The organism is Pseudomonas sp. QLc11A, assembly GCF_052112305.1.
In the GTDB taxonomy this organism is placed as follows: Bacteria; Pseudomonadota; Gammaproteobacteria; order Pseudomonadales; family Pseudomonadaceae; genus Aquipseudomonas; species Aquipseudomonas laurylsulfatiphila.
This window is the reverse complement of sequence record NZ_JAVAJJ010000027.1, coordinates 57425-70367: the sequence shown is the minus strand read 5'-3', so window position 1 is coordinate 70367 and position 12943 is coordinate 57425. Positions and strand designations below refer to the sequence as shown.

Annotated in this window: 9 protein-coding genes; 3 read left to right on the top strand and 6 right to left on the bottom strand. The window is 61.3% G+C overall.

The window, feature by feature from the left end:
- Positions 1 to 25: 25 nt before the first annotated feature.
- The 3 genes from Q8X48_RS28420 to Q8X48_RS28410 all read right to left on the bottom strand — a co-directional run bounded on the left by Q8X48_RS28420 (position 26) and on the right by Q8X48_RS28410 (position 3275).
- Positions 26 to 1270: a lipoprotein-releasing ABC transporter permease subunit gene (locus Q8X48_RS28420; protein ID WP_407802289.1), complete on the bottom strand. Its 1245-nt coding sequence runs from the start codon at positions 1268 to 1270 to the stop codon at positions 26 to 28.
- 63 nt (positions 1271 to 1333) lie between these two features.
- The gene (gene lolD, locus Q8X48_RS28415) at positions 1334 to 2017 is read right to left on the bottom strand and encodes a lipoprotein-releasing ABC transporter ATP-binding protein LolD (protein ID WP_191625427.1); all 684 of its coding nucleotides are present in this window, start codon (positions 2015 to 2017) and stop codon (positions 1334 to 1336) included.
- A 7-nt stretch (positions 2018 to 2024) separates the two neighbouring features.
- Positions 2025 to 3275 (bottom strand): lipoprotein-releasing ABC transporter permease subunit, encoded by a 1251-nt coding sequence (locus Q8X48_RS28410; RefSeq protein ID WP_154860632.1) that lies wholly within the window; start codon positions 3273 to 3275, stop codon positions 2025 to 2027.
- A 94-nt stretch (positions 3276 to 3369) separates the two neighbouring features.
- Between Q8X48_RS28410 and Q8X48_RS28405 the strand changes: the two genes are divergently transcribed.
- Both Q8X48_RS28405 and Q8X48_RS28400 read left to right on the top strand, forming a co-directional pair.
- A complete protein-coding gene (locus Q8X48_RS28405) occupies positions 3370 to 3951 on the top strand; it encodes a PilZ domain-containing protein (RefSeq protein ID WP_102698732.1) in 582 nt (193 codons plus the stop codon).
- A 14-nt stretch (positions 3952 to 3965) separates the two neighbouring features.
- On the top strand, positions 3966 to 4688 hold the full coding sequence (locus tag Q8X48_RS28400) for a glycerophosphodiester phosphodiesterase (protein ID WP_015095944.1): 723 nt from the start codon (positions 3966 to 3968) through the stop codon (positions 4686 to 4688).
- A 42-nt stretch (positions 4689 to 4730) separates the two neighbouring features.
- Here the strand turns inward: Q8X48_RS28400 and sthA are convergent, their stop codons facing one another.
- The 3 genes from sthA to Q8X48_RS28385 form a co-directional block, all read right to left on the bottom strand.
- Complete coding sequence (sthA, locus tag Q8X48_RS28395; RefSeq protein WP_007972111.1) at positions 4731 to 6125, bottom strand: Si-specific NAD(P)(+) transhydrogenase; 1395 nt, start codon at positions 6123 to 6125, stop codon at positions 4731 to 4733.
- A 207-nt stretch (positions 6126 to 6332) separates the two neighbouring features.
- Positions 6333 to 7370: an FAD:protein FMN transferase gene (locus Q8X48_RS28390; RefSeq protein WP_407802288.1), complete on the bottom strand. Its 1038-nt coding sequence runs from the start codon at positions 7368 to 7370 to the stop codon at positions 6333 to 6335.
- Positions 7371 to 7663: 293 nt separating this feature from the next.
- Positions 7664 to 9127, bottom strand: coding sequence for a glyceraldehyde-3-phosphate dehydrogenase (locus Q8X48_RS28385; RefSeq protein ID WP_407802287.1), 1464 nt, complete (start codon positions 9125 to 9127; stop codon positions 7664 to 7666).
- Between the two features lie 363 nt (positions 9128 to 9490).
- On the opposite strand from Q8X48_RS28385, the gene mfd reads away from it, so the two are divergent.
- Positions 9491 to 12940 carry a transcription-repair coupling factor gene (mfd, locus tag Q8X48_RS28380; protein ID WP_126046419.1) on the top strand — a complete coding sequence of 1150 codons (3450 nt, stop codon included), beginning with the start codon at positions 9491 to 9493 and terminating at the stop codon, positions 12938 to 12940.
- Positions 12941 to 12943 lie beyond the last annotated feature (3 nt).

Genomic DNA, 12943 nt, shown 5'->3' with positions numbered 1-12943 from the left:
TTGCTCGCGATGGCGGTGTTACTGGTTACGAATACCGCAACGCGTGAGCCGGCTCGATCTTCGCCGCCCGCCATGCCGGGTAAACCGTGGCCAGGAAGCTCAAGACAAAGCCCGCCGTGCAGATCAGCGCTACATCCCCACCTTGCAGCTCGGACGGCAGGTTGCTGACGAAATACACGTCGGAACTGAAGATATGCTGCCCGCTGACCCGCTCGATCCAGCCCACGATCTGGCTGACGTTCAGCGCGGCAATCACGCCCAACACACCGCCAATCAGGGTGCCGACAATACCGATCACCGTGCCCTGCACCATGAAGATCGCCATGATCTGCCGCGGCGTGGCACCGATGGTGCGAAGGATCGCGATGTCCGCGCCCTTGTCGTTCACCACCATGATCAGGGTCGCGATGATGTTGAACGCCGCCACCGCGACGATCATCAGCAAGAGCAGGCCGATCATGGTTTTTTCCATCTTCATCGCACTGAACAGGCTGCCCTGGGTGTGGGTCCAGTCGTCAGCCTTGTAGGCGGCACCCAGCCCCGTGGCGATGTCGCTCGACACTTGCGGTGCGGCATACAGGTCCTTCACCGCCAGGCGCACGCTCTGCACCTGATCCGGCTCCCAGTGCTGCATCTGCGCGGCGTCGGCCATGTGGATCAGGGCCATGGTGCCATCCAGCTCGGCACCGACCTTGAACACGCCGACCACATTCAGCCGTTGCATGCGCGGGGTAATGCCGCCCGGCGCATTGCTGACTTCCGGCACGATCAGGGTGATCCTGTCGCCGACGTTCAAACGGAAGCGCCGGGCCGTGATCTCGCCGATCACCACGCCGAATTCACCCGGTTTCAGGGCCTCGAGACTGCCCTGGACGATGTGCTTGGCGACGATCGACACCTGGCCTTCCAGCGCCGGGTCGACACCGCTGACCTGGATGGGTTGCATCGTGCCCTTGTAGGACAGCATGCCTTCCATTTCGGTGAACGGCACCGCTGCCGTCACTTCCGGGTTTTTCATGGCGGCCGCTGCCACGGGCCTCCAGTCGTCAATCGGGTTGACGCCGACGATGGTGGCATGCGGCACCATGCCGAGGATGCGCGAGCTCATTTCGCGCTGGAAGCCGTTCATCACCGACAACACCACGATCATGGCGAGCACGCCCAGGGCGAGGCCGATCATCGAGGTCATCGAGATGAAGGAAACAAAGCGATTACGACGCTTGGCGCGGGTATAGCGCGTGCCGATAAAGATCGATAACGGTCTGAACATTCGCTGGGGCACCGTATAAATATTAAAGACCCGATGCCTTTCCGGGCATCGGGTTGCAGCCAATCAGATGGGCGTGAGGCAACCTTCCTGCAGGTGCAGGACTCGGTCCATCTGGCGGGCCAGGTTCATGTCGTGGGTCACCACCAGGAACGCCGTGCGCATCGAGGTGCTGAGTTCCAGCATCAAGTCCTGAATGCCCTGGGCGGTGTGGGAGTCGAGGTTGCCGGTCGGCTCGTCGAGCATCACCAGGCCCGGTGTGTTGACCAGGGCGCGGGCGATGGCCACGCGCTGACGCTCACCACCGGACAATTCGGCCGGTTTGTGTTCCAGCCGGTGGCCCAGCCCTACCCGCTCCAGCAGCGCCGTGGCACGCTGGCGCGCTTGCGGGATCGCGGTCTTGCCAATCAGCAGCGGCATGCAGACGTTTTCCAGCGCGGTGAATTCCGGCAGCAGGTGGTGGAACTGGTACACGAAGCCCAGGGCTCGGTTACGCAACAGGCCGCGTTTCTTCTCGCTCAGCGCCGACAGTTCTTCGCCATCGAGCCAGACGCTGCCCTTGGTCGGCGTATCGAGGCCGCCCAACAGGTTGAGCAAGGTGCTTTTGCCCGAGCCCGACTTGCCGACAATCGCCACACGCTCGCCCGGATGCATTTCCAGTTGCAGCCCGGCCAGGACCTCTACCGACTCCGGACCTTCCTCGTAGGATTTGCCCAGGTTGCGGCAGCTCAAGATTGCTTTATCACTCATGCCCGACTCACTCATAACGTAGCGCCTCCGCAGGCTGGGTGCGCGCGGCACGCCAGGCTGGATACAGGGTGGCGAGGAAACTCAGGATCAACGCGGCGGCGCAGACCATGACGACGTCCTGGCTCTGCACTTGCGACGGCAGGTAATCGATGAAGTACACGTCGGCGTTGAGGAATTTGTGGCCGATCAGGCCTTCGAGGGCCGAGATCGCGGCACTGACATTCAGCGCGGCGAAGATCCCGACCACGGCGCCGATCGCGGTACCGACCACGCCGATCACCGTGCCCTGCACCATGAAGGTGCGCATGATCGTGCCCGGCGTGGCGCCCAGTGTGCGCAGGATCGCGATGTCACCCTTCTTGTCGTTCACCACCATCACCAGTGTGGAAATGATGTTGAACGCCGCGACGGCAACGATCAGCAGCAGCAACAGGCCGATCATGGCTTTTTCCATGCGGATCGCCTGGTACAGGTTGCCGTGGGTGCGGGTCCAGTCGCGGGCGTAGAAACGGTCTTCACCGAGATCGCGGGCGATGCTCCACGCGGTGCGCGGCGCCTGGAACAGGTCGTCGAACTTCAGGCGCAGGCCCTGGACCTGATCCGGTTTCCAGCGATGCAGCCGGGCCAGATCCTGCAGGTTGGTGACGCCCAGGTAGCCATCGAGCTCACCGGCGCCGACATGGAAAATGCCGACCACGGTAAAGCGCTTCATGCGCGGGAACATCCCGGCCGGGGTCACGGTGACCTCCGGCGCGACGAAGGTCAGCTTGTCGCCGATGACTGCTCCGAGCTTGGCCGCGGCCTTGTCACCGATAACGATGCCGAACTCACCCGGCACCAGGTCGTCGAGTTTGCCCTGGGTCATGAAGTGATCGATGATCGACACCTGGCGCTCTTGCGCCGGGTCGATGGCATTGAGCAGGACCTTCGAGACCTTGCCGTTATTGGTCAGCAACCCCTGCATTTGCGTAAACGGCGCCACGGCCGTCACTTGCGGGTTCTGCTTGACCTTTGCGGCCAGGCTTTGCCAATCGCCGATCGGCTCGCCGGACTCGATGGTCGCGTGGGGCACCATGCCCAGCACGCGGGTGCGCATCTCATGATCGAAGCCGTTCATCACCGACAGCACCACGATCATCACGACCACGCCAAGGGCGAGCCCGATCATCGAAGTCAGGGAAATGAATGACACAAAATGATTGCGACGCTTTGCACGGGTGTAACGCGTGCCGATAAATACGAAGAGAGGTCTGAACATGTCGGGGCTTGTTCGGAGGGAAAAGGAACGTCCTTGTGGCGGGGGTCGATAACCAGCTTTACACTCAGACCACCGCCGCTACCATGGGTTCGCCATGTCGACATTAGATGAAGAAGATCGCCGCGAATACTACCGTATCGAGGATACGATCGCACTGGAAATTCGGCCCCTGTCCGCTTCTGAAGCCGCAGGCCAGGAAGTGTTGCAGGATGCTTCCCCACTCTTCAACTTGCTCAGCGAACTGCACCTCAGTGAATTCGAGTCGCAGCACCTGTTGCGCCAGATCAATGAGCGCGACCGCAACATTGCGGCATTCTTGAAATCCCAGAACAAACGCATCGATCTGCTGAGCCAGGTGATCGCCATCACCGTGCTCGGGCAGATCGGCGAACCGCAGCCGGTGATCATCTCCGAAGGCGGCATCGACTTTCAGCACCCATCGCCCATCGCCGCCGGCGCACACCTGTCGGTCAAGCTGGTGCTGATGCCGCAAGCCTTGGGCCTGCTGCTGCGCGCCCGCGTCACCCATTGTGACCGCAAGGGCGATGGCTATGACGTCGGCACCGAGTTCGAACACCTGACCGACGCCCAGCGCCAACTGTTGGCCCGCCACATCTTGCAGAAGCAGGCCCAGGTACGACGCCTGGCCCGCGAACAACTCGAATCAGGCAATTAATTTAAGGAAGAACCGTGACCCTCATCTACGGCCATCGCGGCGCCAAGGGCGAAGCACCGGAAAACACCCTGACCAGCTTTCAGGAATGTCTCAAGCACGGCGTGCGTCGTTGCGAACTGGACCTGCACCTGTCCAGGGACGGCGAGTTGATGGTCATCCACGACCCGACCCTCAAGCGAACCACGGACCGTCGCGGCAAGGTCGTCGAACACACGGCGGCAGAGCTTGTGACCTATGACGCGCGCAAGGGTGGCCCGGGCTGGATCAAGCCGTGCCCGATTCCGACGCTGGAAGAACTGTTCGAGAAGTGCGACTTCGATCACTGGCAGCTGGAAGTCAAGAGCGCATCACGGATGCGTGCCGCGACCACCGTGCTGGCGATTCGCGAAATGGTCCAGCGTCATGGCCTGATGGACAAGGTGACCATCACCTCGAGCTCCCGTGAAGTGCTCAAGGCTGCATTGGAGCTGGTGCCGGACGTGTCCCGCGGACTGGTGGCCGAGTACGCCTGGCTCGACCCGCTGAAGGTCGCGGCCAGTTATGGCTGTGAGATTCTGGCGCTGAACTGGACCCTGTGTACGCCGGAACGCCTGCAAAAGGCGCAGCGTCAGGGGTTGCATGTGTCGGTGTGGACCGTCAACGAGCCTGCGCTGATGCGCAGACTCGCCGACTTCGGCGTTGACAGCCTGATTACAGACTTTCCCGGTTTGGCCAGCGCCACGCTCGAGAATTGCTGAAATCGGTCTCCCCGGCCGGCTCAGGCCACCGGCCGGAGCCGCTCAAAAAAGCCGGTTGAGGCCGTCGTACGCCGCGACCCGATAGGCTTCGGCCATGGTCGGGTAGTTGAACGTGGTGTTGACGAAATACTTCAGCGTGTTCTGTTCGCCCGGCTGGTTCATGATCGCCTGACCGATGTGCACGATCTCCGATGCCTGATAACCGAAGCAGTGAACGCCCAGCACTTCCAGGGTTTCACGGTGGAACAGGATCTTCAGCATGCCTTGCGGCTCGCCGGCAATCTGCGCCCGCGCCATGCTCTTGAAGAACGCCTTGCCGACTTCGTACGGCACCTTGGCCTGGGTCAGCTCCTGCTCGTTCTTGCCGATCGAGCTGATCTCCGGAATGGTGTAGATGCCGGTCGGCACGTCATTGACGAAACGCCAGCTGCCGTTATCAACGATGCTGCCAGCGGCCGAGCGACCCTGGTCGTGGGCGGCACTGGCCAGGCTCGGCCAGCCGATCACGTCACCGGCGCCATAGATGTTCGGCACGCAGGTGCGATAGGCCTCGTCGACTTCGATCTGGCCACGGCTGTTGACCTTCACGCCGATGTTTTCCAGACCCAACTGATCGGTGTTGCCGGTACGGCCGTTGCACCAGAGCAAGGCGTCGGCCTTGATCTTCTTGCCGGACTTGAGATGCAGGATCACGCCATTGTCCACGCCTTCGACGCGGTCATACTCTTCGTTGTGGCGAACGGTGATATTGTTGTTGCTGAAGTGATAGCTCAGGGCCTGGGAAATTTCCGAGTCCAGGAAGCTCAGCAACTGACCACGGTTGTCCACCAGTTCGACCAACACACCCAAGCCGCTGAAAATCGAGGCATATTCGCAACCGATCACGCCTGCGCCGTAAACGATGAGTTTGCGCGGGGTGTGGCCGAGGCTGAGGATGGTGTCGCTATCGTAGATACGCGGGTGGTGGAAATCGATGTCCGCCGGGCGATACGGACGCGAACCGGTGGCGATGATGATGTGCTTGGCCACCAGTTTCTCGACCACGCCGTTGGCGCAGACCACTTCGATGGTTTGCTCGTCGGCGAAACTGCCGGTGCCGAAGAACACGTCGACGCGGTTGCGGGCGTAGTAGCCGGTACGCGAAGCGACTTGCTTGGAGATGACTTTCTCGGCGCTTTTCAACACGTCCGGGAACGAGAACCAGCGCGGCTCACCAATGGCCCGGAACATCGGGTTGGTGTTGAACTGCATGATCTGCCGCACCGAGTGACGCAGTGCCTTGGAGGGGATGGTGCCCAAGTGAGTGCAGTTGCCGCCGACCTGGCGACGGCTATCGACCATCGCCACCTTGCGCCCTGCCTTGGCGGCGTTCATTGCCGCGCCTTCCCCCGCCGGGCCGGAACCCAACACCACCACGTCGTAGTTGTAGACAGCCATGCGTACTCCTCAGAACAGGCCGCGGCACCCTCGGCACCTGCGGCTAAATCACGCCAATCTGTGGCATGAAGGAACAATTTGGGGCCAGTGCAGAACCCGGACACAGTCTATAGAAGCGTCAACGCCGGGCACATTAACCCTTGGTCGCGTCGTAGGCTACTTTTGCCTGCACTACAACGCCAGTTTTCAATGCTCAAATCGCCACAATCACTCGGTTTTCTTGCCACTGAGGCGATCAAAAGCGTGACTGCTGCGTGTGACGAAACCTGTATCGGCACGAATCACAAAAAATGCGCCGATATCGTGTTTTTCCGCGTAGTCCCAACCGCGTTCCGGGCCGAGAATCAGCAACAGCGTCGATAAGCCATCGGCCATCAACGCTGAAGGATGAATCACCGTGACGGACGCCAGAGCGTGTGAGACCGGCGCACCGGTGCGGGCATCGAAGGTGTGGGAAAAACGCTGGCCGCCCCGCTCGAAATAATTCCGGTAGTCGCCGGAAGTGGAAAGGCCATAACCGTCGACCACAATGACGCGCTCGGCCACCTGCCGATCATCCCGCGGCTCTTCCAGTGCAATGCGCCATGGCGAACCGTCGGGTTTCCTGCCAGCCGCCTTGAGCTCGCCCGTCGCCTCCACGAGGTAGTCGTGGATGCCCATCGCCTCGAGTTTTGCGGCAATCGTGTCCACCGCATAACCGGCGGCGATGCTGTTGAAATCGACCTCGACGGCGGCGTCCTTGCACAAATTGTCGCCATCGATGCGCAAGTGCTGGTGGCCGACACGCTGGCGGGCTTCAGCGAGCGCTTCAGCGGCCGGGACCTTCTCCTCCCGTGCCTGCGGGCCAAACCCCCAGAGGTTCAGCAACGGCTCCACCGTCAGGTCGTAGGAACCGTCGCTTTGCACTGACAGTTGCTCGCCCACGCGGACCAACTCGAGAATCGACGCCGGCATTGCCTGACAGTGGTTGGCCGGCAACGCGTTGAAGCGCTCGATGTCCGAGTCGCTGCGGTAGGTCGACATTTGCAGGTCCACGTCAGCGAGGATTTGCTCGACCTGGACACGGACTTCGCCAGGTGCCGAAAGGCCGGCATGGCGTACGTACTTGATCGAATAAGTGCTGCCCATGGTCGGGCCGCCGAAGCTTTCGAGGGCGTCGTTGTTGCCACAGCCTGATAGTGCGCCGAGCAGCAAAAATGCCACCCCCTGCCACCTGATCAACAATTCCCGAGCTCCCCAATACATCCCCTGGCACGCCGCCAGGGCCAGCCATTATGCGATAGAACTGTAGGAGCGGGCTTGCTCGCGAAGAGGCCGGCACATTCAACAGAGATGTCGACTGATCCACCGCTTTCGCGAGCAAGCCCGCTCCCACAATTTTGATCTTCAGTGACCGCCAATCCCACGGCCGGCCACATTCCCTGTGGGAGCGGGCTTGCCCGCGAAGAGGCCAGCACAGGCAACATATCCCTACTGACAAACCCACAAACAAAAACGCCCCGACCAAGGCCGGGGCGTTTTCATGTGCAGCTAAAGGCTTAGCGCGGGAATGCTGGCGGGTTTACACCGGCCATGTCTTCCATCACGCGAACCACCTGGCAGCTGTAACCGAACTCGTTGTCGTACCAAACGTACAGAACAACGCGGTTATCCTGGGTGATGGTCGCTTCAGCGTCCACTACGCCTGCGTGGCGCGAGCCAACGAAGTCGGTGGAAACCACTTCCTGGGAGCTCACGTAGTCGATCTGCTTGTGCAGATCCGAGTGCATGGCCATCTGGCGCAGGTACTCGTTGATCTCTTCGCGAGTGGTGGCCTTTTCCAGGTTCAGGTTCAGGATGGCCATCGACACGTTCGGCGTAGGAACGCGAATCGCGTTGCCGGTCAGCTTGCCCTTGAGCACTGGCAGCGCCTTGGCGGCTGCGGTGGCGGCACCGGTCTCGGTGATAACCATGTTCAGCGGCGCGGCGCGGCCACGACGGCTGCCCTTGTGGAAGTTGTCGATCAGGTTCTGGTCGTTGGTGAACGAGTGAACGGTTTCGACGTGGCCATTGACGATGCCGTACTTGTCGTTGACTGCCTTGAGCACCGGCACGATGGCGTTGGTGGTGCAGGAAGCCGCCGAGATGATCTTGTCGTCAGGGGTGATGTCACCGTGGTTGATGCCGTGCACGATGTTCTTCAGCGCGCCCTTGCCAGGTGCGGTGAGGATCACGCGGGCAGCGCCCGGGCAGGCCAGGTGCTGGCCCAGGCCGTCGGCGTCACGCCATACACCGGTGTTGTCGACGATCAGAGCGTTTTCGATGCCGTACTGGGTGTAGTCGACTTCGGTCGGGCTCTTGGCGTAGATAACCTGGATCAGGTTGCCGTTGGCGGTGATGGTGTTGTTGGCTTCATCGATGGTGATGGTGCCATCGAACGGACCATGCACCGAGTCACGACGCAGCAGGCTGGCGCGCTTGACCAGGTCGTTCTCGGCGCCCTTGCGGACAACGATGGCACGCAGGCGCAGGCCGTCGCCGCCACCGGTTTTCTCGATCAGGATGCGCGCCAGCAGACGGCCGATACGACCGAAGCCGTAGAGGACAACGTCGGTGCCTTTGCGGGCCGATGCGTTTTGCTGGCCAACCACGTCGGCCAGTTCTTCACGGACGAACTGCTCGGCAGTGCGGCCATTGCTTTCGGCCTTGAATTTGGCCGCCAGCTTGCCCAGGTCCACCGAGGCGGCACCGAGCTTGAGTTCGCTCATCGCTTTGATCAGCGGGAATGTTTCGTGGACGGACAGCTCGCTTTCGTCGGACTGACGGTGACGAGCAAAGCGGTGAGCTTTGAGAATCGCAATGACTGAACGATTGATCAGGCTGCGGCCATAGATCGAGCTCACCACGTTGTTATTGCGGTAGAGCTGACCGATAAGCGGAATCATCGCTTCTGCGAGTGCTTCACGGTCGATCCATTCACCAAGACACTGGTCGGGCTTCTGAGTCACGGGAACCTTCCACATGTAGGGGCAGAAAAAAGGGGCTACATTATGCCGCCGAGTGACAGCCGTAGCAATGCGCGCCCGTCGTGCTTTACGTAACAATTCGTCGTTCAAAAAATTTGCGCCTCGCGCAAACCCAATAAAACCGGGGCTTTCAGCGCAGTCAATTTTTTGGAGGTCGCGCTACCTTATCCGTAACCCTCCGTAACACTCGTTGTATTTGCCACTACATATTCAATAATTTCCGGCAAATAACCGCCGAATTTTGTCTTTACCACTACATTTCACCAAACCCGTGCTTTAGACACAGTCAGCAACTGACAGGCGGCATCCTGGACCGCTACAATTACCGACTTTGTCGCAACGCTTGGAGCTCAACCTTCCGTGCCCGTTCTGCGTCTACCGCTTCTCCCTGCCTCGGCGGGTAAACAGCACTGGGGCAACCTGCCCGGTGCCGCCCTGAGCCTGGCCATTGCCGAGGCCGCCAGCGCTGCCAAGCGCTTTACCCTGCTGCTGACCGCCGACAGCCAAAGTGCCGAACGGCTGGAACAGGAGCTGGGTTTCTTCGCCCCGGATTTGCCCGTACTGCACTTTCCCGACTGGGAAACCCTGCCCTACGACCTGTTCTCGCCGCACCAGGACATCATTTCCCAGCGCATCGCCAGCCTGTACCGGTTGCCGGAGCTGAGTCATGGCGTACTGGTGGTGCCGATCACGACCGCCCTGCATCGCCTGGCACCGACCAAATTCCTGCTCGGCAGCAGCCTGGTGCTGGACATCGGCCAGAAACTCGACGTCGAGCAAATGCGCACCCGACTTGAAGCCACGGGTTATCGCTACGTCGATACGGTGTATGAACACGGCGAGTTCACCGTTCGCGGCTCGTTGATCGACCTGTTCCCGATGGGCAGCAAGTTGCCGTATCGCATCGACCTGTTCGACGACGAAATCGAAACCCTGCGCACCTTCGACCCGGAGAACCAGCGTTCGATCGACAAAGTCGACTCGGTCAAGCTGTTGCCGGCCAAGGAGTTCCCGCTACAGAAAGAAGCGGTCACCCGTTTCAAGGCGCGCTTCCGTGAGCGTTTTGACGTCGACTTCCGCCGCTGCCCGATTTTCCAGGATTTGAGCAGCGGGATTACCCCGGCCGGCATCGAGTACTACCTGCCGCTGTTCTTCGAGGAAACCTCGACGCTGTTCGATTACTTGCCCCAGGACACGCAAGTGTTTTCCCTGCCGGGCATCGAGCAAGCCGCGGAAAACTTCTGGAACGACGTGCGCAATCGCTATGAAGAACGCCGTGTCGACCCGTCCCGTCCTTTATTGCCGCCCGCCGAACTGTTCCTGCCGGTAGAGGATTGCTTTGCCCGCCTCAAAAACTGGCCACGGGTGGTCGCCAGCCAGCAGGACGTGGAGCCCGGCGTCGGCCGCGAACGCTTCCCCGCGCGGGAACTGCCGAACCTGGCCATCGAAGCCAAGGCCACCCAGCCGCTGGCGGCGTTGGCCGGTTTCCTCGACGAGTTTCCCGGTCGCGTGCTGTTTACCGCCGAATCCGCAGGCCGTCGCGAAGTGCTGCTGGAACTGCTGGAACGCCTGAAGCTGCGACCGAAAACCGTCGACAGCTGGCCAGATTTCGTCGCTGGCAAAGACCGCCTGGCGATCACTATCGCGCCGCTGGATGAAGGCCTGGTACTGGACGATCCAGCCCTGGCCCTGGTTGCCGAAAGCCCGCTGTTCGGCCAGCGCGTGATGCAGCGCCGTCGCCGGGAAAAACGCGCCGATGCCAACAACGACGCGGTCATCAAGAACCTCACCGAGCTGCGCGAAGGTGCGCCGGTGGTGCACATTGACCACGGTGTCGGCCGTTACCTGGGCCTGGCCACCCTGGAAATCGACAACCAGACCGCCGAATTCCTTGCCCTGGAATATGCCGAAGGCGCCAAGCTTTACGTGCCGGTGGCCAACCTGCACCTGATCGCCCGCTACACCGGCAGCGATGACGCCCTGGCCCCGCTGCACCGCCTCGGTTCCGAGACCTGGCAGAAAGCCAAGCGCAAAGCCGCTGAACAGGTGCGCGATGTGGCCGCCGAATTGCTCGACATCTATGCACGCCGCGCCGCCCGCGAAGGCTACGCCTTCGCCGACCCGAAAGCCGACTACGCCACCTTCAGCGCCGGTTTCCCGTTCGAAGAAACCCCGGATCAGCAAACCACCATCGAGGCGGTGCGCGAAGACATGCTCGCGCCCAAGCCAATGGATCGCCTGGTGTGCGGCGACGTCGGCTTCGGCAAGACTGAAGTGGCGATGCGCGCCGCGTTCATCGCGGTGCACGGTGGTCGCCAGGTGGCGATCCTGGTGCCGACCACCCTGCTCGCCCAGCAGCATTACAACAGTTTCCGCGACCGCTTCGCCGACTGGCCGGTGACCGTGGAAGTGATGAGCCGCTTCAAGTCGGCCAAGGAAGTGAATGCCGCCGTCGCCGATCTGGCCGAAGGCAAGATCGACATCGTCATCGGCACGCACAAGCTGCTGCAGGACGACGTGAAGATCAAAAACCTGGGCCTTGTGATCATCGACGAGGAACACCGTTTCGGCGTGCGCCAGAAAGAACAGCTCAAGGCCCTGCGCAGTGAAGTCGACATCCTGACCCTGACCGCCACGCCGATTCCGCGCACGCTGAACATGGCGGTGTCGGGCATGCGTGACCTGTCAATCATCGCCACCCCGCCGGCCCGCCGCCTGTCGGTACGCACCTTCGTCATGGAGCAGAACAAGAGCACGGTCAAAGAGGCCTTGCTGCGTGAGTTGCTGCGTGGCGGCCAGGTCTATTACCTGCACAACGATGTGAAGACCATCGAGAAATGCGCCGCCGACCTCGCCGAGCTGGTACCGGAAGCACGGATCGGCATCGGTCACGGGCAGATGCGCGAGCGCGAACTCGAACAGGTGATGAGCGACTTCTACCACAAGCGCTTCAACGTGCTGATCGCCTCGACCATCATCGAGACCGGCATCGACGTACCGAGCGCCAACACCATCATCATCGAGCGTGCCGACAAGTTCGGCCTGGCCCAGTTGCACCAGCTGCGCGGCCGGGTCGGACGCAGTCACCACCAGGCCTATGCCTACCTGCTGACGCCACCGCGCCAGCAAATCACGCCGGACGCGGAAAAGCGCCTGGAAGCGATCGCCAACACCCAGGACCTCGGCGCGGGCTTCGTGCTCGCCACCAACGACCTGGAAATCCGTGGTGCCGGCGAACTGCTCGGTGACGGTCAGAGCGGGCAGATCCAGGCGGTCGGCTTTACGCTGTACATGGAAATGCTCGAACGCGCGGTGAAGTCGATCCGCAAGGGCGAGCAGCCGAACCTCGATCAACCGCTCGGCGGTGGTCCGGAAGTCAACCTGCGGGTACCGGCACTGATTCCGGAGGACTACCTGCCGGATGTCCACGCCCGCCTGATTCTCTACAAGCGCATTGCCTCGGCCACCGATGAGGACGGCCTCAAGGATTTGCAGGTGGAGATGATCGATCGTTTCGGCCTGTTGCCGGAACCGACCAAGAACCTGATCCGCATCACTGCATTGAAGCTGCAGGCCGAGCAACTGGGCATCAAGAAAGTCGATGGCGGCCCGCAAGGCGGTCGCGTCGAGTTCGCTGCGCAGACGCCGGTCGACCCGCTGACCCTGATCAAGCTGATCCAGAGCCAGCCAAAACGCTACAAATTCGAAGGGGCCACGATGTTCAAGTTCATGGTTCCGATGGAGCGCCCGGAAGAGCGCTTTAATACTGTAGAGGCGCTGTTCGAGCGCCTCGTTCCGAAAACTGCTTGAAGG